At 62.9% G+C, this 19,840-nt stretch carries 26 protein-coding genes and 1 tRNA gene; 18 read left to right on the top strand and 9 right to left on the bottom strand.

Features of this window, described 5'->3' with window-relative positions; genetic code table 11:
• Window positions 1-72 precede the first annotated feature (72 nt).
• Window positions 73-951, top strand: coding sequence for a zinc metalloprotease HtpX (htpX, locus tag Y704_RS0103025; protein ID WP_026549004.1), 879 nt, complete (start codon window positions 73-75; stop codon window positions 949-951).
• A gap of 56 nt (window positions 952-1,007) precedes the next feature.
• Here the strand turns inward: htpX and Y704_RS0103020 are convergent, their stop codons facing one another.
• On the bottom strand, window positions 1,008-1,496 hold the full coding sequence (locus tag Y704_RS0103020; protein ID WP_026549003.1) for a YajQ family cyclic di-GMP-binding protein: 489 nt from the start codon (window positions 1,494-1,496) through the stop codon (window positions 1,008-1,010).
• Between the two features lie 278 nt (window positions 1,497-1,774).
• Here Y704_RS0103020 and Y704_RS0103015 point away from each other — a divergent pair.
• Window positions 1,775-1,856, top strand: a tRNA-Tyr gene (locus tag Y704_RS0103015).
• Window positions 1,857-1,905: 49 nt separating this feature from the next.
• Here the strand turns inward: Y704_RS0103015 and Y704_RS0103010 are convergent.
• Window positions 1,906-3,045: a tyrosine-type recombinase/integrase gene (locus tag Y704_RS0103010; protein WP_026549002.1), complete on the bottom strand. Its 1,140-nt coding sequence runs from the start codon at window positions 3,043-3,045 to the stop codon at window positions 1,906-1,908.
• Window positions 3,032-3,574 carry a helix-turn-helix domain-containing protein gene (locus Y704_RS23860; protein ID WP_155850191.1) on the bottom strand — a complete coding sequence of 181 codons (543 nt, stop codon included), beginning with the start codon at window positions 3,572-3,574 and terminating at the stop codon, window positions 3,032-3,034. The genes Y704_RS0103010 and Y704_RS23860 overlap by 14 nt, the downstream gene beginning before the upstream one ends.
• A 78-nt stretch (window positions 3,575-3,652) precedes the next feature.
• Here Y704_RS23860 and Y704_RS0103000 point away from each other — a divergent pair, with 78 nt between their 5' ends.
• The 10 genes from Y704_RS0103000 (at window position 3,653) to Y704_RS0102950 (ending at window position 8,327) form a co-directional block, all read left to right on the top strand.
• Window positions 3,653-3,898, top strand: coding sequence for a helix-turn-helix transcriptional regulator (locus tag Y704_RS0103000; RefSeq protein ID WP_253904214.1), 246 nt, complete (start codon window positions 3,653-3,655; stop codon window positions 3,896-3,898).
• The gene (locus tag Y704_RS25535; RefSeq protein ID WP_275451051.1) at window positions 3,895-4,026 is read left to right on the top strand and encodes a hypothetical protein; all 132 of its coding nucleotides are present in this window, start codon (window positions 3,895-3,897) and stop codon (window positions 4,024-4,026) included. The genes Y704_RS0103000 and Y704_RS25535 overlap by 4 nt, the downstream gene beginning before the upstream one ends.
• A 241-nt stretch (window positions 4,027-4,267) precedes the next feature.
• The gene (locus tag Y704_RS0102990) at window positions 4,268-4,615 is read left to right on the top strand and encodes a hypothetical protein (protein ID WP_026549000.1); all 348 of its coding nucleotides are present in this window, start codon (window positions 4,268-4,270) and stop codon (window positions 4,613-4,615) included.
• 203 nt (window positions 4,616-4,818) lie between these two features.
• Window positions 4,819-5,991, top strand: coding sequence for an AAA family ATPase (locus tag Y704_RS18620; RefSeq protein ID WP_051476636.1), 1,173 nt, complete (start codon window positions 4,819-4,821; stop codon window positions 5,989-5,991).
• A gap of 133 nt (window positions 5,992-6,124) precedes the next feature.
• Window positions 6,125-6,313, top strand: a complete 189-nt coding sequence (locus tag Y704_RS0102975; RefSeq protein ID WP_026548998.1) for a hypothetical protein — start codon at window positions 6,125-6,127, stop codon at window positions 6,311-6,313.
• Window positions 6,310-6,522, top strand: a complete 213-nt coding sequence (locus Y704_RS0102970; protein WP_026548997.1) for a hypothetical protein — start codon at window positions 6,310-6,312, stop codon at window positions 6,520-6,522. Before Y704_RS0102975 ends, Y704_RS0102970 begins: the two co-directional genes overlap by 4 nt.
• Window positions 6,523-6,527: 5 nt before the next feature.
• Window positions 6,528-6,704, top strand: a complete 177-nt coding sequence (locus Y704_RS23855; protein ID WP_155850190.1) for a hypothetical protein — start codon at window positions 6,528-6,530, stop codon at window positions 6,702-6,704.
• A gap of 5 nt (window positions 6,705-6,709) precedes the next feature.
• Window positions 6,710-6,916, top strand: coding sequence for a hypothetical protein (locus Y704_RS0102960; protein WP_026548996.1), 207 nt, complete (start codon window positions 6,710-6,712; stop codon window positions 6,914-6,916).
• Window positions 6,917-7,038: 122 nt separating this feature from the next.
• Entirely contained in the window at window positions 7,039-7,812 is a 774-nt protein-coding gene (locus Y704_RS0102955) for a hypothetical protein (RefSeq protein ID WP_155850189.1), read from the top strand.
• Between the two features lie 170 nt (window positions 7,813-7,982).
• A complete protein-coding gene (locus Y704_RS0102950; RefSeq protein WP_026548994.1) occupies window positions 7,983-8,327 on the top strand; it encodes a terminase in 345 nt (114 codons plus the stop codon).
• Between the two features lie 456 nt (window positions 8,328-8,783).
• Here Y704_RS0102950 and Y704_RS0102940 read toward each other — a convergent pair whose 3' ends face one another.
• Window positions 8,784-9,335, bottom strand: a complete 552-nt coding sequence (locus tag Y704_RS0102940) for an excalibur calcium-binding domain-containing protein (protein ID WP_081747378.1) — start codon at window positions 9,333-9,335, stop codon at window positions 8,784-8,786.
• Window positions 9,336-9,734: 399 nt separating this feature from the next.
• On the opposite strand from Y704_RS0102940, the gene Y704_RS0102935 reads away from it, so the two are divergent.
• The 3 genes from Y704_RS0102935 (at window position 9,735) to Y704_RS23180 (ending at window position 12,979) form a co-directional block, all read left to right on the top strand.
• On the top strand, window positions 9,735-10,040 hold the full coding sequence (locus Y704_RS0102935; protein WP_026548991.1) for a hypothetical protein: 306 nt from the start codon (window positions 9,735-9,737) through the stop codon (window positions 10,038-10,040).
• Between the two features lie 47 nt (window positions 10,041-10,087).
• Complete coding sequence (locus tag Y704_RS0102930; protein ID WP_026548990.1) at window positions 10,088-10,870, top strand: hypothetical protein; 783 nt, start codon at window positions 10,088-10,090, stop codon at window positions 10,868-10,870.
• A 1,005-nt stretch (window positions 10,871-11,875) separates the two neighbouring features.
• Complete coding sequence (locus tag Y704_RS23180) at window positions 11,876-12,979, top strand: acyltransferase family protein (RefSeq protein ID WP_162149359.1); 1,104 nt, start codon at window positions 11,876-11,878, stop codon at window positions 12,977-12,979.
• Here the strand turns inward: Y704_RS23180 and Y704_RS0102915 are convergent.
• Window positions 12,976-13,872 (bottom strand): alpha/beta fold hydrolase, encoded by an 897-nt coding sequence (locus tag Y704_RS0102915; protein WP_026548989.1) that lies wholly within the window; start codon window positions 13,870-13,872, stop codon window positions 12,976-12,978. The genes Y704_RS23180 and Y704_RS0102915 overlap by 4 nt on opposite strands.
• Complete coding sequence (locus Y704_RS18610) at window positions 13,829-14,371, bottom strand: DUF6314 family protein (RefSeq protein ID WP_051476634.1); 543 nt, start codon at window positions 14,369-14,371, stop codon at window positions 13,829-13,831. Before Y704_RS18610 ends, Y704_RS0102915 begins: the two co-directional genes overlap by 44 nt.
• 130 nt (window positions 14,372-14,501) lie before the next feature.
• On the opposite strand from Y704_RS18610, the gene trxA reads away from it, so the two are divergent.
• Entirely contained in the window at window positions 14,502-14,894 is a 393-nt protein-coding gene (trxA, locus tag Y704_RS0102905) for a thioredoxin (protein WP_026548988.1), read from the top strand.
• 78 nt (window positions 14,895-14,972) lie between these two features.
• Here the strand turns inward: trxA and Y704_RS0102900 are convergent, their stop codons facing one another.
• The 3 genes from Y704_RS0102900 to Y704_RS0102890 all read right to left on the bottom strand — a co-directional run bounded on the left by Y704_RS0102900 (window position 14,973) and on the right by Y704_RS0102890 (window position 17,040).
• Window positions 14,973-15,263 carry a putative quinol monooxygenase gene (locus Y704_RS0102900; protein WP_026548987.1) on the bottom strand — a complete coding sequence of 97 codons (291 nt, stop codon included), beginning with the start codon at window positions 15,261-15,263 and terminating at the stop codon, window positions 14,973-14,975.
• Window positions 15,264-15,294: 31 nt separating this feature from the next.
• Window positions 15,295-16,269 carry a DNA-3-methyladenine glycosylase family protein gene (locus Y704_RS0102895; protein ID WP_026548986.1) on the bottom strand — a complete coding sequence of 325 codons (975 nt, stop codon included), beginning with the start codon at window positions 16,267-16,269 and terminating at the stop codon, window positions 15,295-15,297.
• A gap of 105 nt (window positions 16,270-16,374) precedes the next feature.
• On the bottom strand, window positions 16,375-17,040 hold the full coding sequence (locus Y704_RS0102890; protein WP_026548985.1) for an SDR family NAD(P)-dependent oxidoreductase: 666 nt from the start codon (window positions 17,038-17,040) through the stop codon (window positions 16,375-16,377).
• A gap of 143 nt (window positions 17,041-17,183) precedes the next feature.
• Here Y704_RS0102890 and Y704_RS0102885 point away from each other — a divergent pair, with 143 nt between their 5' ends.
• Window positions 17,184-18,593 (top strand): cystathionine beta-synthase, encoded by a 1,410-nt coding sequence (locus Y704_RS0102885; RefSeq protein WP_026548984.1) that lies wholly within the window; start codon window positions 17,184-17,186, stop codon window positions 18,591-18,593.
• The gene (locus Y704_RS0102880) at window positions 18,590-19,756 is read left to right on the top strand and encodes a cystathionine gamma-synthase (RefSeq protein ID WP_026548983.1); all 1,167 of its coding nucleotides are present in this window, start codon (window positions 18,590-18,592) and stop codon (window positions 19,754-19,756) included. Before Y704_RS0102885 ends, Y704_RS0102880 begins: the two co-directional genes overlap by 4 nt.
• Window positions 19,757-19,840 lie beyond the last annotated feature (84 nt).

Genomic DNA, 19,840 nt, shown 5'->3' with positions numbered 1-19,840 from the left:
GCGCCCCGCGGCGGCGTTGAACCAGTACGGCCCTGCTGGGTTCGGGAGCCGACTTTCAAAGGAGTTGCTGCAGTGCACAATCACCTCAACGGTGCCAAGACGGCGTTGTTGTTCGGCGTCCTCATGGGGATTTTCCTCCTGTTCGGCGCTGTCATCGCCGGTGCCACGGGCAGTTCCGCCTTCCTCTGGATCTTCGCGCTGATCGGCGTGGGATCCGTGGCCTACAGCTACTGGAACAGCGACAAGATCGCCATCCGCAGCATGAAGGCCGTCGAGGTGACCGAGCAGCAGGCACCGGCCATGTACCGGATTGTGCGGGAGCTCAGCGCGCGGGCCAACAAACCGATGCCGCGCCTGTACGTCTCACCCACGATGGCGCCCAACGCGTTCGCGACGGGCCGCAACCCCGAGCACGCGGCGGTCTGCTGCACACAGGGGATCCTCCAACTGCTCGACGAACGCGAACTCCGCGGCGTCCTGGGACATGAACTCATGCACGTGTACAACCGGGACATCCTCACGGGCTCCATTGCGGCCGCCGTTGCCGGCGTCATCACGTCGGTGGCGCAGATGTTCGCGTTCGCGGGCCTGTTCGGCGGGAACCGGAACCAGGGCGGCAATCCCATCGCCGCCCTGGTGCTGGCGTTCCTGGCCCCGGTCGCCGCGGGCCTCATCCAGATGGCGATCGGCCGCACGCGCGAGTACGATGCCGACGAGGACGGTGCCAAACTCACCAACGATCCATTGGCCCTTGCCTCGGCGCTGCGCAAACTCGCCTCCGGCACCCAGCGGGCGCCGCTTCCGCAGGAGCAGCGACTCGTCAACACCTCGCACCTGATGATCGCCAACCCCTTCGAGGGCGGCGGTGTGGGCAAGCTGTTCGCAAGCCACCCTCCCATGGACCAGCGCATCGCGCGCCTCGAGGGGATGGCCGGTCGGCCGTTGGGCTGAGTTTCGCGCCGACGACGGCGGGCCCTCTCGTCGCCCGATCGAAGCGGGAGTGCGGGTCAGCGCATGTTGACGAACTGGAGGTCTGCCTCGTCGAAGTTCTTCAACAGGGCCATGGTGGCCTGGAGGTCATCACGTGATTTGGAGCTGACGCGCAGTTCATCGCCCTGGATCTGGGACTTCACGCCCTTGGGTCCCTCGTCCCGGATGAGCTTGTTGATCTTCTTGGCGATGTCCTGCTCGATGCCCTCCTTGATCGCGGTCTCCAGGCGGAATTCCTTACCTGAGGCGTAGGGCTCTCCCGTGTCGAGGGACTTCAGGGAGATGCCGCGCTTGATCATCTTGGACTGCAGCACGTCGAGCACGGCGAGGACACGCTCCTCCGAGTTGGCCTTCATGAGGATTTTCTCGCCGCTGAAGTCGACCTCCGCGCCGACACCCTTGAAGTCGTAGCGCTGCACTATTTCCTTCTGCGCCTGATTCAGCGCGTTGGCCACCTCCTGCTTGTCCACTTTGCTCACGACGTCGAACGTGGATTCGCTTGCCACGGTGCCTCCTTGAAGTTGGTTCAATTCCTCGCTCCAGCCTACTGGGTTGCACCTGCGCGTGCCGTCCTGGCATCGAGTGCGCAGCACCGACGTGCCGTCCTGGCATCGAGTGCGCAGCACCGACGTGCCGTCCTGGCATCGAGTGCGCAGCACTTACCGCCAAAAGCCGTGTCGGCGGTATCTACTGCGCAGTCGATGACGATTCGTGTCTGGGACGAATCTTTTGTAAAGTGATCTTGCCCGTCCTTGCGGCGGGTGGTCTTCACTTGAAGACGTTCGGCAGATTACCCGAGCGGCCAAAGGGGGCTGACTGTAAATCAGCTGGCAACGCCTACGGGGGTTCGAATCCCTCATCTGCCACAGGCAACTAAGGCCCTTACTTCCCGCAAACACTGGGAAGTAGGGGCCTCTAGTTTTGCTCGGATAAGCTCCGTGCCCACAATTTGCCCACACTTGCCGCTGAAACAGCGTGATCTAGCGCATCTGCAACGGCGTTCAAGTCCTCATCGAACAGGTCCGCATAGATGTCCAGAGTCATTGCCGCTGAGCTGTGACCGAGCATCCGTTGGACCGCTTTGACGTTGGCGCCGGCGGAAACTGCGAAGCTCGCCGCGGTATGCCGTAGATCATGAGGAGTGATCCTGGGAACCCCGGAACGCTTTACCGCACCCGTAAACCAACCACCCCGGTTCTCTTGCACCCGCGTGGAACGCATATAGCCGCCGTCCTCACCGGGAAACACCAGATCCTCCCGCCCTTTGCCCTCGCATTGGACGGCAAGCGGTTCTGTAAGGAACCTAGGGAACGGCACGGAGCGCTTCTTATGATTTTTGGGTGTGCCTACTTCGATCTTGCCGCCAACCTCGACCGCGTTTTCTTCTACCCGAAAGCGCCGTTTCAACATGTCGAGATGCTTCACTCTGAGGCCTACAGCTTCACCCCAGCGCAGACCGCAATAGGCCAGCACTAAGACCAACGTTCCATGCTTCGCTTCTGCCGCCAGATCATGCACTTGGTCATGGGAAAGGTAGATGTGTGCTTTCCGGCCCTTCCTGGGCAGGTCCACACCCCGCGCCGGATTGGACAGAATGCGCCGGTCATCAACGGCACCATCCAGGATGGACGCCAGCACGCCATACGCCCGGATAACCACCGTTGCGGACTTCGCTTTCACTGTTGCGCCGTCACCCGTAGTCATGTGGGAAAGCCACTGCTGCACGGCGGTCTTCCGTATGTCGGACACAGCTTTAGCACTCCAGACAGGTTCAACATGATTCCGCCACGCGGCCTCTACTGGGCGGTATGACGAGGGTTTCAGGTGCGTTTGCCGTGCCAGCCATTCCGGCCCAAGTTGACCGATGGTTGCCCGTGCTGCGGATACGTCGATGTACTCGCCTTTGAGTTTGGACACTTCCACGGTTGCGGCGAAGTTCTCGGCGTCCCGTTTGGTTCTGAAACCGCGTTTGTCCGTTTGTTTCCGCTCAGGCGTCCGATATCGGACCCGGTAACGCTTTCCTGCGCTGGTCTCGTAAGACTCAATCGTCGCCATCGTCGTATACCAGACCTTGCTTATCGTCAACGTCACCGAAGCCGAAAGCGCGTAGTAGCCCGCGTCCGTTGGTGTCTAATTGCCTGTCTCCAAGGTCGCCTTGCTCGCGGGGTTCAATCAGAGGCCTTGAGCGATTCTGAAATAGGGCAACCTCGCCTTGCAGCTTTTCCGGCTGTGTTATGTGGACGACCAGCGGTTCTTGGCCTGTTCCCCATAGCCATTGCGCATTGTGTGCTATTTCCCTGTCAGGGACACCTGTTACAAATGAGCTGGTAAATCGGCTCCCGTCTTCCGGCATGAGAAGCGTTAGCGGAGACACACCAAACACGATGGATAGCGCTGCGAGATCGTCAACGTCTACTCGCCGTTCTCCCGCCTCAATACGGCGCAGCCCGAGCGTCGGAATGGGACGCCCTAGGTAAGCCAGCCGCTCTGCCAGCTCTTTGTACTGCATTCCGCCTCGAAGGCGCTTCACGTTTCGGCGTACTGTCTCGCCAGTGCCGCTCAGTGCGATCTTTTTTTCAGCCATGCTAAGTACTCTACAGCTCAAAATGATCGTCGATAAGTCAAACTTGACACCGTGACGGCTCGTCATTTACTGTGATTCATGGGAGATCAAAAAGATCTTCCAGCGATCGAGGAGGGTGACATGGAAGATTTACTGCACCGGCCGGAACAAGTAGCCGAGTACCTCGGAACTACGACCGGCTCACTTGCGCAAATGCGTTACCGAGGCATTGGCCCGAAGTTCATCAAGTGCGGCAAGGCCGTTCGTTACCGCCAGTCCGCCATTGACGAGTGGTTGAATGCGCAGACTCGCCAGCAGACCGGCGACCGGCAGGTGAGCGCGTGATTACCCAGGCTGATATTGCCGCCGCGTGGGAGTCCGGGTATTGGCACGGCACCAGTCACGCCGGCCTGCTGAACGACGCCGCAGTGAGTGCGAAGAACCCGCATCTGAAAGGCGCTGAAGATGAGTAGGCCAGCAGCCGCGGTTATCGCGGAACTTCAGGTCTACGCCGCTTCGGTGGGCCTCGCGCTCACAAGCAGGTGCAACAGGTGCCAAGCGCCGTTGTGGAATCCCGTCAGCCTGCACTACCACCTCGGCCCAGTGTGTAGGGCCAGAACAAAAAAGAGCGACGGCACCGGATCTCTCGCCAAAGAACATTCCGGAACCGCCGCCACCAGCACCCAACCCAACGAATAGGAAGAAGTACCAGCCATGAAGACTACCCCCAGTATCGCAGAAACCACTCCCGCTGTGCCAGCAGCGCAGGCCACCAGCCAGCGGAGTATCTGGAAGGAAGACCCGAACTACCGACACGTCGGGCTCCACGACGGCCCCAGCTCCCGCCTCAACGACATCGGCTTCCACATCGACGCCCGCTATAAGGACGAGGAAGGCGTTACTTTCTTCGCGAACCTTGAGCGCAATTCAGAGGCATACACCCTCGCCGAGATGAAGAAGATCCACCGACACCTCGGCCACGTCCTGGACAAGATCGCAGCAGACCCGAAGCCCCACCCAGCTATGGACACCCTCGGAATGCGGGGCGGTGACCGAGTTTGATGGCCCCGAGCCGGGAACCGTTCGGTGACTGTCTCTTCGACGGCATCCCGGACCTGGACCAGCACATACGCAACACGATCCGTGCCGCGATCGGTGGCATCGACGTACGCAGACACCGGGCCGCAGCAGCGGCCACACGAATTACCGACTACAGAGGCGGCCCGATCGCTTGGGCACCAGGACATATGGCGGAGGCAGCCTAAATGACAGACACCACGCCCGGATGGGCGCGACCCCTCAACGCAGGGGACTGGGAGCCACCCGGCTACCAGCACGGGGCCACCGTGACGGCCCTTGAACCGCGCAAGAAAGGCCTCGCCCTGCGAAGGACCACCGAGCTACGGTTACCGCCGCCAACGCAATGGCTCGGCAAGGGATGGCTTCCCCGTCGGGAAATCACAGTCCTGGTCGGTGCCGAAGGTATCGGCAAGAGCCTGCTATGGGTGCTCATGGCAACGCTTGTCACCACAGGGCGGGCCTATCCGATGTTCAACTGGGCGAAACGGAAGCCTGCCGACGTCGTTGTCATCGTCACCGAAGATTCAGCCGCCGAAGTGGAGGCGAGATTGAAGACAGCCGGCGCGGATGTTTCCAGAGTGCATTTCTTCTGCGCCGAAGACGACGGCTCAGGGACACCGATCTTCACCGGAGGCGACGGCGGGGACATGCTCCTACTTCACGGGCTCCTGGATCAACTGACGGATAAGCCGGCGCTTCTCGTGGTGGATGCGTGGCTGGACACCGTTGCCGGAAATTTGAACATCAGAGACACCCAACAGGCTAGGGCGGCACTCCACCCCTGGAAGACCCTGGCCACCCGGCACAACCTCTCGGTGCTCCTGGTAACGCACACCAACCGGGCAGACACCACCAACACTCGGGACCTCATGGGCGGCACCGCAGCATTACGGCAAAAGGCCCGCATGGTCCTATTTGCTGCCCGTCCGCAACTCACGGACACCGGAGCCCAGCACCTATGGGTTGGACCAGACAAGGCCAACACGACGGGGATCGTGGACGCCGTGAAGTTCAACGTCACCGTGGAACAGGTCAGAGCCCAGACCGACGACGACCCAGGCACCACGGCCCTCCTGACAGGCCCACAGGACGCCTTGATGCCGATAGCCCAACTACTAGCCGAGTGGAAGCGTGACGAGCTGAACGCAGACCGGAAGCCGTCCAAATCCGAGCAAGCCGAGGAAGTGATCCGGGAGTACCTGGCAGACCAGCCCGGCGACGTCCTCAGTGCTGACGTGAAGGACCACCTGAAGAAAGCCGGATTCGGGAAGACCGCCAGCGAAGAGGCCATGCGCCATATCGGCACCTCAGCATCACGGGAAGGGCAGGGGAAATGGTTCTACACCCTCCATTCCTAACTTCCTACCCTGCCCCTACATGTCAGGAACCTAGGAACTTTAGGAAGTTTAGGAACACCATCTATTCCTATATTCCTAGTCTCCCTAAACTTCCTACCTTCCTAGAGACACCCTCACCGCTAGGAACATTGAAATGACCTACATCGAGCCGCCACCACTCAACGCCATGGGCCTATGCAAGGCCGACCTCGAACACCTTGCCGAACGGTTCCAGTCCAAAGCCCTCCAAGCCCACCGTGAAATGCGGACCTGGCAGACACGAGCGCTCACCGCAGAAGCCCGACTGAAACTCTACGACGCACGAGAGAAGGCCACTCAATGACCCGCCCCTACATCAAGGCCCGCTCCTGGACGTGGAAAGACCACTTCGGCACCGAAACGCCGGGCATCGGGCTCATGCACGGCGGCAGCGTCAAAGCCCACCTGACCCACGCCGAAGCCCGGACCCTCGCCGACCAGCTCCACGACCTCGTGGACGCAGCAGGCAACTCGCAACCAAAGCTCGAATCCACCACCCCAGATCAGGAGTAACACCCATGCCAATCACGATCATCACCCCAGACGGAACACACGCATTCGATGCGAAGCCCGAAGAGGTCACCTTCACCGGCCCGGTATTGAAGATCATCCGCGGCAAGGACGGCATCACCGTCGCCACCTTCCGCCGCTGGAATAGCTGGTTTGAAACTCCCACCACCGAAGAAAAGGAATAACACCGATGGACGAAACCGAGCGTGCCCGCGCCTACGCAAGGGCCTTGTTTAGCAACAACGAGCCTGAGCACGAACCCGCGCCGGAAGCCCCGCAGGAACCCATCACCGGCCCGGTAATCCACGGGCAGGAACGGATGCCCGACAAGGTCACGGAAAATCCGCTCCGCACCTACACCAGGGCACTCTTCGACGCCAGCGTGTACGAGCAATGACCGGCTCACCGGAGGCCCCGGCAACCACAAGCAACCCCAAACCGAAAGGCAACACCATGCACATCCCAATGAATTCGAACCAGCGGACCGCGATCATGATTCTGAGGCAAGAAAGTAAGCACTTGGGCTTTGAGATCCCCGAAGCCGCCGCCACCACGCCTGCACCGCTGACCATCACAGCCCCCGGCCCCGACGAAATCACCGACGCCGTGACTCAGCTACTCACCGCCGGCAAAGACCCCGGCACAGACAAGACCGTGCAGGCACTCGTCACACGCGCCTACCTCGCCAACCTCCACGGCCTCACCGAAGCCCTCGAAGCCAAGCGGGACCAAGAGGTCCTGGCAGTGTTCCTGGACGCCGTACCCGGCATCAACAACCAGTTGGGCGAGATGTTCGCCGCCGACGCCGCCACCCTCGAACGGTTGAAAGACATCGTGGGAGCCGTACCCCTCGCCTACCTCGAACCCGACAGCATGAACCTGCACGCAGGGAAAGCGGCACTGGAAATCATGGACGCCAACAAGCGCATCTCCAAGGTGTGCGCGGTCTGGCGCCTCATCCATCACATGCTTCCCAGCCTCACGGAGAACCCGTACTCCAAAGCCCTCGTGATCGGGAACCCGACATTCACGCAATGGACGGAGAACCGGCTACGCGGCGCCAACCCCGAAGCTTGGGACCTCGTGCTCATGGGCGTAAAGCTCAGCCTGGCCACAGGCGTGCAGGAAGTCGCCGCCCGCTTCCAGTCACTCGAACAGGCAGCAGTGCAGTACGACGCCGAAGCCCTGGAAGCCGAGAAATGGGGACACGGCGGACAAGCGGCACGTATCGCCGGCAACAGGGCAGCACTGGACAACCTGGCCCGCAACCTCGCACAAGCCAACGCCGACTAACCAACGTGGGCCGGTCACCACGACCGGCCCACAAGGCACCCCACGCCCCAGTCCCTGCCACCCCCGCCTTCCTCCGCTCCCTCCGGCATAGCGGTACATTCCCGCGACGCTGGATGAATCGGCCTATTCCACCCCTCCCACAACACCACTTCCCCGAAAGGACCAACGTAATGGAGCACAAGACCCCATCCGGATTGAAGGCTGGAGGCCGCAAATTGTGGCGATCCGTCACGGATGACTATGAATTAGGCCAACATGAGCTATCAATTCTGCTTGAAGCCGCCCGCACATTGGACGCTTTGGATGAGCTGGAAAGGATCGTCAGGGATGAGGGTGTGACCAACGTCAGCCCTCAGGGCGTCCGGGCTCATCCCGCCTTGGTGGAGGCCCGTCAGCAGCGCGTAACCCTCGCGAAGCTTGTGGCTTCGCTCAGGATCCCGTTGGAGGATGAACAGGAAGCCATCAGGACACCTCAGAGGCGTTCGGGCGTCCGGAATATTTCGGCGGTCCGGTGAGGCGCCGGCAGAAGGTTGTTCTCCTGGACGACGGGAAGCCGTGGGACGGGACCATTCCGGCATGGGCTCTTGTCTTCCGCCCGGATGATTGGCCGGGAGTGCAGCCTTGGGAGAAGTGGGATAACTGGTGGTCAGCGGCGAGAGATTGGGCTGACAAGCACATGCCCGCGGGCTTTGATGAACTCATTCAGACGATGCCCGAGCCACCCGGACGGCCCTGGAATCAGGCCGATATCTAATCAGATTATGGTGTGAAGCTCGCGGCGGGCTGCAACAGCAAGTGCCAAAGTATGGCGGTTAGCGTTCCTTCGTTGCGCAGTGATCCGTCAGCACCAGCCGCCGGAAATGGGCCGGAGCAAAACTGGAAATGGAATGCCTTCCGTTCACTCACGGCCACGGCGGAAGCGCCCCACCTCCCACGAAAGGAGGTGGGGCGCTTTTCTGCGTTGCGGGTATTTAACTGACTGTGCGGCGCCGAACGATGTACGCACCGCCTGCAGCTGCCGTTAGCAGCAGGCCGCCTCCAAGCGCAATTCCGGATACGTCAGGTGCCGTCTCTTGGGCTACGCCGGTCTCCGCGCCACCTGTAGGCATCGTGCCCATCTGCTGATCGTTAACCGGCGGCGCCGGAGGTGCGGGAACAATCGTCGGAGGTGCGGGCTCTACATGCACTTCGACGAGAGCGGGGTTGAACGCTGGATTGCCGGCCGCATCGCACCCGAAGCCGTCATTGTCAGCGTCCAAGCCCTGCTGGAAGGCGGGCGAATCTTCCGGAATGTTGAATACGCCGGCAGCCGCTGCGGTGTCGCAGTTCGGAAATGGAAGGTGTACTGCCATGGCGGGCGCTGCCGACAGTGCGGTGAACCCTGCTGCTGCGGCTAATGCGATACCTGCTGTGCTCTTTTTCATTGTTTCCCCAATATCAAATGAAGTGGTTGAGAGTTGCAGTGTAAGCATGGTCTCGGGATTAAGGGAAAAGTTCGCGAATTGCAGAAAAGTGGAAAGCACAGTTCTGCAATTACCTAAGCCAACTGACTAGCATCGTCAAACGATCTGACGTAACCTATTTCGCGCCAATGTGATCCGCAAGACCAAGGAAGCCAGGGGTTAGCGACGTGACCCTCAGGCGCGACCTGTCAACTGTGCAGAACTCGACAGTTGATGAGCCGCGCATCTCCCGTGGCCTCGACGGCATGACCTGCGTTCATCAGCCCCGAACCGAGCCTAAGCCCGCCCATCCCCGCGCCGTCATGATGACCCACGCCCCCGATCCTCCCCCCGGGAGGGCCGTCCTTCCCCGTGGTCTAGGGTTTCACACACGGAGATTCCGGGCTCAACTCTTCCGTGCACGACGGCCAGCGAGGCACTGGGTGCGTTTTTGTCCGTGGCGGAAAGTAGGCTCCGTTCATGGCTCAGGAGCATCACGGTTGGCATGGCATCCCACCCTCAGCGGACAGGTTTATCGCGCCGGTGCAGCTTGAGGAACCAACCCAGCCAATCCACTGGACCACAGAAAACGCGTCCCCGGTATGGTGCGACCTCACCTACCCCGACGACGTAAAGCAGACAGTGAAGGGCTTCGCCATGGCATGGACGGCCGACGCCGTACTCGTGCAGTGGGTGGAGTTTTCCCGCGCCAGGGAAGCATGGGTGCACACCGCGGCATGCCGGCGCCGGGAGATACCGAAGCGGGAACGCCACAGGGACGGCTAGAAGTGAGTTTGTCTGTCGTCCGGGGACCTTTGTGGTTGAATTCGTGAGTGCATAAGCCCGACAACCCTGCGAAAGTGGCTCTCGTATGGGCTGGCTACTACTGTCACCGCTTTGAATGGGTAACAGTCACCGGGCTGCTTGTCGGGGTTACTGTGTTTGGTTTCCTGCTCGGCACCGACTTCTGGGGCCTAGGTATTGGAGGCATCGCACTTGCTGGCGGTGTACAAGCGGCATACTCCTACTTCGACTCGTATTGGAAGCAGCAAGAGGATGAGACGGCCGCCCGTGAGTCGATCATGGATGATTGCCTCATTCCTTTGATCGAGACCCTGCACGACATTCCGTCGCAGGCGAAGGATGAACGAAAAAACTCTGTTCGGGTGATGTCTCAGCAAGCAGCTGGTGCCCTGAAGAGTGCGTTCAGCAACCTTCAGGACGTTCGGGTAGTTGTATTTGAGATAAGCGACGATGGGCAGACGATGAGCTGGGCTGCTCGACAAGGCAGGGGGGATAAGCCGCTACCCTTCGAGAGAGGCACAGTTCGCGGTGACCGGGCATTCAGTTTGCTCTCCGATGCCAATAACTTCACCTTCGAGCCAGACATCGAGAATGCCGAGGATGGGCCATACATTGGGCTTGGCGGCAGCTACAACACCTTCATATCCGCACCGATACGTCGCAGATCGGACGATGAAACAGGTAGGGCAGTGGCATACGGGATGATTTCCATCGACTCGCCAAATACTGGCGACCTCGATGTCCGGGATGGTTCTACCGCTGCCGTATTTGCCTCGATACTCGCTGTGGCGTATGCGGAAGCCACACGCTAGTCTCTATTTACCGCTGTATCATTAGGTATAGCCAGGGAGGGTTACTCATGGGAAAGATTGAACTGGTCTTGAAGCCAAAAGAATCCGCAGGTACTCGTGCAACCGTAGTCCGGTCATTCGACCAGGCTCTTCGGGATGCGAAGAGCGAGCGCAAGAGGCGAGAGCTGATTAGAGCGCGGCGACTCATCACGCTAAAAGCCTAAACCAGACCATCCGAACAAGAGAGAGCCGCCAGCCGCAAGTAAGTGACTGGCGGCTCTCTCTTGTGGTCCGCAAGGAGGCGCGTCCTTGCACCTCGGTGACCCCGTGCCGACATCCTGCCCACATTTTGCCCACACTTGCCCATGAAACAACCTGATACGGCGTGACTTACAGTGATGCACTTTCTCTAGATTCCGGGGTTTTTGGCCCTGACCTGCACCGATAAGAGGTTTCGAATCCCTCATCTGCCACTCACCAGCAATGGTGCGGGAACTGGACCCGTCAGGGCTTCGAAAGAAGGCCTGACGGGTTTTTTCCTGCCCGGGATGGGTTGGTTTCCGCTACGGCTTGGTCGGACAGTTCGCGCAGGTGCCCACGTACTGGTGGGGGCAGGCCAGCGGTCCGCCGGATCCGACGGGGAGGGTGATGATCACAACGAGTCTCCTGACATCCGCGTTCCGGTCGAAAGAAGGGGCCCGCCCCTGCCTCCAGCGCCGGACGGACCCCCTGCTACTGACCCGCACGTTCAAGAGACCCGAAGCAGTAACAGCAGTCACAGTATCCTCATCTGTACCTGTCGACAATAGGCCCGGCCCCGTAATGTCCAGCGGACCGGAGCGCGGGGCGCCCAGCTCCTCCGCCCGGCGGAGTATGGAGCCCTTCAATTTCTCCCTTGGCGTACCCGGCCCGTGTCGGATTGACTGCTGTTTATGGCAAGCGCACTGTTTAAGCGGGAGCAGTTCCCGCGGCGGCTACCCCAGCACCGCAATGGTTGAGCTGTTCCTAGGCGGCTATAGACGCCGGATGGTCCCCCTGCCTCTTGAGACCGGGTTAGGGGGACCATTTCCCGCCCAGAAGCACCTAGGCTGTACAGCAAGAGGAACGGCACGACGACGGGGAAGTGCGATCGAAGCAGCCAAGGGCACCAGGGTCGATTGGCTCGACAGCCTGCGCGGCGTCGCAATCCTGCTGGTGGTCGTCCTCCACGCCGGTGAAGCGCTGCGGTTCCTGGACGAAGGCCTGCCGCCGGTCATCGAGACCTTCAACCAGCTCCTTGAGCCCTTCCGCATTCCCGTGCTCATGTTTCTTTCCGGGGTACTCCTGCCACGATCGCTGGGGAAGCCCCGCGCAACCTACTTCGCGGGCAAAGCCGCCCGGGTCGGCTGGCCGTATCTTCTCTGGTCGGTCATCATCCTCGCGGCCAGTGCGAACTTCACCCTCGCCGATCTCGCCGAAATCGCCTACTTCCCTCCCACCTACCTCTGGTACCTCTGGTTCCTCCTCGTCTTCTATGCGGTTGCCTTCCCGCTGCGGAGGATTCCGCCGCTGTACCCAGCCCTTGCAGGCTTTCTTGTCTCCCTGGCGCTGCCCGAAGCCGGCATGGCCGGTATGCTCGCTTTCCTGTTCGGCTTCTTCTTCCTCGGAGCGTGGACCGCGCAGCACTGGGAAACGGCGCTGCGCATCACCAGGAATTGGTGGGTGATCTCCCTTTCCGCAGCAGCCGCCGCCGGCGTTGCCTTCCTCAGTGCGCAGGAGGTGGAGGTGCTGTACAGGACGCAGTTCGCCTGGGGAGTGGTGGGTGTACTGGTGATCGCGGCACGGCTCTTCCCTCGGATGTCCGGCGGAGACGCCGGGCGAGGTCTTGCGTTCGTCGGCAGGAACTCGATCGTTTTCTACGTCACACACCTCGCGCCGATCATGATCACCGTGGCGCTCGCCGACGCCGTCGGCCTGTCCGCCCCCTGGCTGCTGTATCCGCTGCTGGTGATCCTCGGAATCGGCATTCCGCTGGGCGTTGCCTGTATCTATAGCCGCGGTGATCATGCGTCCGTGACCCTGCTGTTCGAGTTTCCGCGGGTTCACCGGGTCCCACGCCTGCGGCGGGGCACGCGGAGGGCAAGAGCCTAGCTGGGCGGGAGCAGGTCGAGCACTGCCTGGGCGAAGGCATCAGGCGCCTCCTGGGGCACATTGTGCCCCACCCCGGGGAGGTGCCGGAGCTCGTAACCACCCGAAAAGTGGTGCCGGTCGGTAGAGCTGAGCGGCCCGCCCACGCCGTCGTCCCCGCTCTCCAGCACGATGGTCGGCACCGTAATCTCCGGCTGCTCCGCAATCCTGTCCTCCAGATCCCGATACCGGGGATCGTCCTCGGCGAGGCCGTATCGGTGGCGGTAGGAATGGATGACCACGTCCACGAAATCCGGATTGTGGAGGCTGGCTGCGGTGGCGGGGAATGACGACGCCGCGCCCAGCCAGGAGGGTGACCAGGTCCGCCACAGCAGCTCGCACAGTGCGTCCCGATTGGCTTCGAGGCCCCGGCGGCCGCGCTCGGTGGAGAAGTAGTACTGGTACCAGTAGGACCGTTCCACTTCCGGCGCCATCGGCTCCATGGCCCGGGAGATGTCCTGCACGTTGTAGCCGCCCGCGGTCACCAACCCCGACGCACGCTCCGGAAAAAGGGCGGCGACGATGCAGGCGGCGCGGCCGCCCCAGTCGTACCCCGCCAGGACGGCGCTGGAGATCCCGAGGGCGTCCAGGAAGTCGAGGAGGTCCTGCGCCAGAGCCGCTTGCTGTCCAGACCGCCGCGCCTGGTCGAGGAACGAGGTGGCACCGAAGCCCCGCAGGTAGGGCGCAAGGACGCGGTGGCCGCGTGCCGCAAGGATTGGGGCAACGTCGTCGAACGCCCGGACGTCGTAGGGAAAGCCGTGCAGCAGGATCACGGGTGAACCGTTCACCGGCCCCGCAGTCTCGAAGGCGACCTCAAGGACCGGTGTGGCTACCCGATGCGAGGTTTCGAAGCTCATGCGGCAATGCTAGCGATTCCCGACGGCGAAGTACCGTGGTCAGCAGCTGGTCCTTCGCCGGGCCGTGCACTTCCCAGGAATACTCGATGACGTCCGGCGTGCGGACAAGGAAGTGAATTCCGTAGGTATCCGGTGAACACCAGTGCTCCGCTGTGCAGACTCCTGTCGCGAGGTCGAGGTCATGGAACGGGCGCCCGTCGGCGAACAGGACGCGAAGGCCGGAGCGGGTGGCTCCAGGCTCCAGGAGGTACTTCCGAAAGGCCGGCGCTTCGAAGGCCGGTGTTACAACGGTCGGCGCTCCAACGGCCGGCCAGGCGACGGTGCCCACTTCAACCCAGGCGAGACGCCCGGCGTCGTCCGGCGTGAAGGTGGTGATGCCGGTGAAGGTTCCCCGCCTGCTTTCCGCGTTGTCCACCAGCGTCCGCTCGGCAGTCCAGGCGCCGAGCAGGAAGACTGCTGCATCCGCGACGGGGAAGCCGTCCTTCTTCAGGTAGGGCATCCGGCCTCGGCAATCCTTTTCGAGTGGTCGTGACAGTGGTGATGCCAGTGATGGCCACAGTGATCACGATGGGCTTCATCCTCAGCGAACAGAGGACGACATCGGAGGGCATGTTCGCTAGCGTTGATGTATGTCGACAATCAATATCACCGAAGCAAGCTTCCCCGAAACCATCGAAGGCAACGACATCGTGTTCGTAGACTTCTGGGCAGAGTGGTGCGGCCCGTGCAAGCAGTTCGCACCGGTGTACGACGCCGTCTCCCAGCAGCACGACGACGTCACCTTCGCCAAGGTGGACACCGAGGCGGAGCAGTCCCTCGCAGCGGCCGCGGGCATCACGTCGATCCCCACACTGATGGCCTTCCGCGAGAAGGTCCTCGTGTTCTCGCAGCCCGGAGCGATGAACGCCACCCAGTTCACCGAACTCGTCGACGCCGTGAAGGGCCTTGACATGAAAACCGTTCACGAACAGGTTGCGCAGCAGGCCACAGCCGGCAATGCCACGTCTCCCCAGGAGGGCTGACCCCGGCAACCGCCCGGAAAACGGCTTCGAGGAAGCCCCCGCTCTCGAGCGGGGGCTTCTTCCGTCTTCAGCTCGAACTCAGGGCTGCTTGTCGGAGCGCGTTACCTCCGCCGGTCCGGACACCAGCGCACTGAGGGACTCCCCAAGGTCCTGGACCGCAGCGCCCAACAGGTGCTGATCGAGCAGTTCTGTGGATTCCCACTTCTCCGTCAGTTCGATGCGGTCCTCCGCGGCGTCGGTGATCTCGTACCGGATACAGCCGGGCTCCTCGACGACCCGCTCGACGGCGATGTCGAGGGCCAGTTTCACACGGAAGAATTCGCCCTCATTGGGGGTGAAAACGGCAAGGACGTTCACGGGTTCGCTCATTCCTCGAGCCTAGCCGGACGCGCCCGGTACTTCACCTTCGCCGGTGGTCCTCGGGGGACAGCCTCGGACCGTAGGCGGGCTTCCGGAAACCGCTCGCATAGAGCATCCGCACGACGCGCTGCCGTTCACCTGCCCAGGGCTTCAGCAGGCGGATCATGCCGGCGTCGTCGGTCCGTCTGCCGGTGAGGGCTGCGCCGATGTAGGCGGCGAGGTGGTAATCGCCCACGGAAATCGAATCAGGGCACCCGTGCGTGCGCTGCAGGACCTCGGCCACCGTCCAGACTCCGATACCCGGCACCGAGCGAAGTCCGGTACGGAGTTCGTCGCCGTTGGGGAGGCCCGCAAGCCGCTTGAGCCCGGAGCCCACCAGCGCGGCCTTCAGGATGGTCGTCGAACGCTGCGCGTCCACGCCGGCCTTGTGCCACTCCCACGAGGGCACCCGGCGCCACTGCTTCGCGGTCGGCGGGAGCCGAAGCCCGGCGGGAGCGTCGTCGCCGGCCTCGGGAGCGGGATCGCCGTACTGGTTCAACAGGTATCTCCAAGCCCGCTTGGCTTCGAGGCCGGTGACCCGCTGCTCGAGGACCGACCGGGCAACGGCGTCGAGCATCCTGCCGGTGGAGGGTAACCGGAGGCCCGGACTGAGGTAGCGGCCCTTCCTCGCCAGTTCGGGCAGCGTCTCGCGGTAGTCGGGATCGTCGAAGCCGGACCAGTTGTCGGCGGCTCCGAGGAGCTGCGGAAGGGTGGCGAGAGCGAGCTCCGCTCCCGCACCCCACGCCGCCGCTTCGATCCGTGCCCGCCTCAGCGTTCCGTGCTGCGTGAGGCGGACGGTGGTCGCGCCGTCGTCGTTCCGGAACGCCAGCCAGTGGGTGCCAGCGGTGATGATATGTGCGGGATCCTGCGCGCCGCACTGGAGGATCCCGATGGTCCCTGCGAGGTTGTACGCACCTTCCGGTTCCCACACCGCCGACAGCCCCGCGGGGCGTGCGAGGGAGGGAGCGGTGGTCATTACTTAATGGTGCCACGGAAGGCACCGCCGGGCGGGGTGCCGGCTCTCCCGCCACGGGCGGCAGGCCCTCCGGCCACGGGCCGCCGCCGGCACTCCAGTGCCTGCTCAGTCCTCGCTGACCTGGTGACGAAAGCGGTCGCGCCTGATGTGCAGGTCCCAGAGGATTCCGGCAAGGACGTCGGGGTCCTTCTCGGGATCACCGGCGACGATGCGCCCGCCGATGATGAGCTGGGACACCTGGATGCCCTCCTCGCCCAGGACCTCGTGAAGGAGCTCCGCGTAGGCGGCCTGCCCGGCGAAGGCCACGGAGGTGCCGGTCACGTGGCGCCCTGGCTTTACGGCCGAGCCGCCGTTCACGAAGAGGATGGTGCCGCGGTTCTTGCCGAGGAAACGCATGCCCGGAACCACCTGGTGCACGGCCGCCACCGGGCCGTAGATGGAGAATTCGATGGGCCCCACGAGATCCGCCGGGGTCGTTTCCAGCACGGGCCGCATGAAGTCCTTCTGCGGGAGCGGGCTGTACTGCAGCACCTCGATGGGGCCGAGCGTTTCGGTGGCGTGTTCCAGCGCACTCGCGATGGACGCGGGGTCCCGCACGTCGGCGGTGAAGCCTCGGGCGTGGACGCCGTCCTTCCCCAGTTCCTCAGCGAGCGCGTCGAGCCGCCCCTGGTTGCGGGAAATGAGGGCGACAGCGAACCCTTCGGCGCCGAACCGCCGCGCCACTGCTGCTCCGAGACCTGATCCTGCTCCGATAATCGCGATAGTTGTCATAGTGGGTGCAAGACCATCAGCAGGCTGAGTATTCCGACGGTCCGCACTGTGGACACCCCAGAAGTCCCCGGAAAAAGCGCCGGCCTGTCCTTCGGCGTAACCTCCGGACTCCCGAGGACTCCCTCCTTGGTAGCTTTATAGGCATGAAGTACGCGAACTCGATAGTCGACCTGATCGGCAATACCCCGCTGGTCAAACTCAACACTGTGACCGAGGGGATCGCCGCGACGGTCCTGGCGAAGGTCGAGTACCTGAACCCCGGCGGGTCGGTGAAGGACCGCATCGCAGCGAGGATGATCGATGCGGCCGAAGCCGAGGGCAAACTCAGGCCCGGCGGCACCATCGTCGAGCCCACCTCCGGCAACACCGGAGTGGGCCTCGCCCTGGTGGCCCAGCAGCGAGGTTACAAGTGCATCTTCGTGGTGCCGGACAAGGTGGGAGAGGATAAGCGCAACGTCCTCAAGGCCTACGGCGCGCAGGTGGTGGTGACCCCGACCTCCGTTGCACCCGAGAGCCCGGAGTCCTACTACGGCGTCTCCGACAGGCTCGCCCGCGACATCCCGGGCGCCTGGAAACCCGACCAGTTCTCGAACGCCAACGGGCCCCTCAGCCACTATGAATCCACGGGCCCCGAAATCTGGAACGACACGGACGGCCGCCTGACGCACTTCGTCACCGGGGTGGGTACCGGCGGCACCATCAGTGGAACGGGCCGCTACCTGAAGGAAGTATCGGCCGCCCGCGAGAGCGGCGCGGTGCGGATCATCGGTGCTGACCCGGACGGCTCGGTGTACTCCGGCGGTACGGGACGCCCCTACTTCGTCGAGGGCGTCGGCGAGGACATGTGGCCGGATGCCTACGACCGCTCGGTGGCCGACGAGATCCACGCCGTCACCGACGCCGAGAGCTTCGCCATGACCCGGCGCCTTGCCCGGGAAGAGGGGCTGCTGGTCGGCGGATCGTGCGGCATGGCCGTGGTGGCCGCGCTGCGGGTGGCCCGTAACCTGACCGCTGACGACGTCGTCGTGGTCCTCCTGCCGGATGGCGGCCGCGGGTACCTCGGCAAAATCTTCAACGACGACTGGATGAGGTCCCTCGGTTTCCTGGACGGGGACGGCGGAGACGAGCACACGGTCGGGAAGGTTCTGGGCTCGAAAACGGGCGCAATCCCGGAACTCGTGTACGCCCCGCCATCAGCAACGGTGCGCGAGGTCATTGCCATGATGAGCGAGTACGGGGTGTCGAGCATCCCGGTCCTCTCGCACGAGCCGCCGGTGAAGATGGGCGAGGTGCTGGGCTCAGTCGGCGAGCGCTCGCTGACCGCGAAAATTCTCCAGGGGCAGGCGAGACTGACGGACAAGATCTCGGAGCACATGGACGGAAAGCTCGCACTGATCGGCTCACGTGAATGTGTCGATGCGGCCGGCGAGCGACTCCAGCATCATGACACCCTCATGGTGACGCTCTCCGGTTCGCCGGTGGGAATTCTGACGCGCCAGGACTTGCTGACCTATATGAGCATCCAACAACCCCCATCCTCAGGAGCATCGTGACGCATTTCGACGCCCAGGGCTTCAACACCCGTGCGATCCACGCCGGCCAGACGCCGGATCCCACCACGGGAGCGGTCATTCCGCCGCTCTACCAGACCACCACGTTCGCGCAGGACGGTATCGGCAAGCTGCGCAATGGCTACGAGTACGGCCGGGGCACCAACCCGACGCGCGATTCGCTGCAGACCCAGCTGGCCGCCCTCGAGGGCGGCGCGCACGCCTTCAGCTTCGCCTCCGGCCTCGCCGCCGAGGACGCCCTGATCCGCGCGGCACTGCGCCCGGGTGACCACATCGTGCTCGGCAACGACGCCTATGGTGGAACGTACCGGCTGATCAACCGTGTGCTGGCCGACTGGGGTGTCACCAACAGCGCGGTGGACATGGCAGACGTCGACGCCGTCAGCGCCGCCATCGCGGGTGGAAACACCAAAATGGTGTGGGTGGAAACGCCGTCGAACCCGATGATGAAGATCACCGACATCGCTGCCATCGCCCAGCTTGCGCACGACGCCAGCGCACTCCTTGTCGTGGACAACACTTTCGCCTCACCCTACCTGCAGCAGCCGCTGACCTTTGGCGCCGACGTCGTGGTGCACTCGACGACCAAGTACATCGGCGGGCACTCGGACGCCAGCGGCGGGGCCGTGATCGTGAATGACGGCGAACTCGCCGAGAAGGTGGGCTTCATCCAGTTCGCCGTCGGTGCGGTATCGGCGCCCATGGAGGCATGGCTCACCACACGCGGCCTGAAGACCCTCGGCGTGCGCATGGACCGCCACTCGTCCAACGCCGCCACGATCGCGCAGTGGCTGCTCGAGCAGGATGAAGTGGAGAACGTGTACTACCCCGGCCTCGCGAAGCACCCCGGCCACGATCTCGCCGCAGCCCAGATGAAGAGCTTCGGCGGCATGATCTCGGTGACATTCAAGGGCGGACCCGAGGCTGCGAAAAAGGTGGCCGAGTCGACCTCCGTGTTCACGCTGGCGGAATCCCTCGGCGGCATCGAGTCGCTGATGAACTACCCCTCCGATATGACGCACGCGTCGGTCAAGGGCACCGAGCTTGCCGTACCCGAGAACCTGATCCGGCTGTCGGTGGGTATCGAGGACGTCGAGGACCTTTTGGCGGACCTCGAGCACGCGTTGGCAACGCTGCGCAGCTAGACGCAACGCCAGTTGCGGGGTCCCGACGACGCCCCTTCCCCGATCAGGTGAAGTGTGGTTCACTAATTGCACATGGAGGGGAGT

This window comes from Arthrobacter sp. Br18, from assembly GCF_000520555.1.
GTDB lineage: Bacteria > Actinomycetota > Actinomycetes > Actinomycetales > Micrococcaceae > Arthrobacter_D.
The sequence above is the reverse complement of the archived record's forward strand: the minus strand, read 5'-3'. Positions and strand labels throughout refer to the sequence as shown.

Bases quoted from the DNA above. Each gene is read 5' to 3' on its own strand.
- Y704_RS23860 (WP_155850191.1), bottom strand. From the start codon at position 3,574: ATGGCTGAAAAAAAGATCGCACTGAGCGGCACTGGCGAGACAGTACGC.
- Y704_RS18620 (WP_051476636.1), top strand. From the start codon at position 4,819: ATGACAGACACCACGCCCGGATGGGCGCGACCCCTCAACGCAGGGGAC.
- Y704_RS0102990 (WP_026549000.1), top strand. From the start codon at position 4,268: ATGAAGACTACCCCCAGTATCGCAGAAACCACTCCCGCTGTGCCAGCA.
- Y704_RS23180 (WP_162149359.1), top strand. From the start codon at position 11,876: ATGGTCCCCCTGCCTCTTGAGACCGGGTTAGGGGGACCATTTCCCGCC.
- Y704_RS0102935 (WP_026548991.1), top strand. From the start codon at position 9,735: ATGGCTCAGGAGCATCACGGTTGGCATGGCATCCCACCCTCAGCGGAC.
- Y704_RS0103000 (WP_253904214.1), top strand. From the start codon at position 3,653: ATGGGAGATCAAAAAGATCTTCCAGCGATCGAGGAGGGTGACATGGAA.
- Y704_RS18610 (WP_051476634.1), bottom strand. From the start codon at position 14,371: ATGCCCTACCTGAAGAAGGACGGCTTCCCCGTCGCGGATGCAGCAGTC.
- Y704_RS0102960 (WP_026548996.1), top strand. From the start codon at position 6,710: ATGGACGAAACCGAGCGTGCCCGCGCCTACGCAAGGGCCTTGTTTAGC.
- Y704_RS0102895 (WP_026548986.1), bottom strand. From the start codon at position 16,269: ATGACCACCGCTCCCTCCCTCGCACGCCCCGCGGGGCTGTCGGCGGTG.
- Y704_RS23855 (WP_155850190.1), top strand. From the start codon at position 6,528: ATGCCAATCACGATCATCACCCCAGACGGAACACACGCATTCGATGCG.
- Y704_RS0102950 (WP_026548994.1), top strand. From the start codon at position 7,983: ATGGAGCACAAGACCCCATCCGGATTGAAGGCTGGAGGCCGCAAATTG.
- Y704_RS0102915 (WP_026548989.1), bottom strand. From the start codon at position 13,872: ATGAGCTTCGAAACCTCGCATCGGGTAGCCACACCGGTCCTTGAGGTC.
- Y704_RS0102890 (WP_026548985.1), bottom strand. From the start codon at position 17,040: ATGACAACTATCGCGATTATCGGAGCAGGATCAGGTCTCGGAGCAGCA.
- Y704_RS0102970 (WP_026548997.1), top strand. From the start codon at position 6,310: ATGACCCGCCCCTACATCAAGGCCCGCTCCTGGACGTGGAAAGACCAC.
- Y704_RS0103010 (WP_026549002.1), bottom strand. From the start codon at position 3,045: ATGGCGACGATTGAGTCTTACGAGACCAGCGCAGGAAAGCGTTACCGG.
- Y704_RS0102975 (WP_026548998.1), top strand. From the start codon at position 6,125: ATGACCTACATCGAGCCGCCACCACTCAACGCCATGGGCCTATGCAAG.
- Y704_RS0102885 (WP_026548984.1), top strand. From the start codon at position 17,184: ATGAAGTACGCGAACTCGATAGTCGACCTGATCGGCAATACCCCGCTG.
- Y704_RS0102900 (WP_026548987.1), bottom strand. From the start codon at position 15,263: ATGAGCGAACCCGTGAACGTCCTTGCCGTTTTCACCCCCAATGAGGGC.
- trxA (WP_026548988.1), top strand. From the start codon at position 14,502: ATGTCGACAATCAATATCACCGAAGCAAGCTTCCCCGAAACCATCGAA.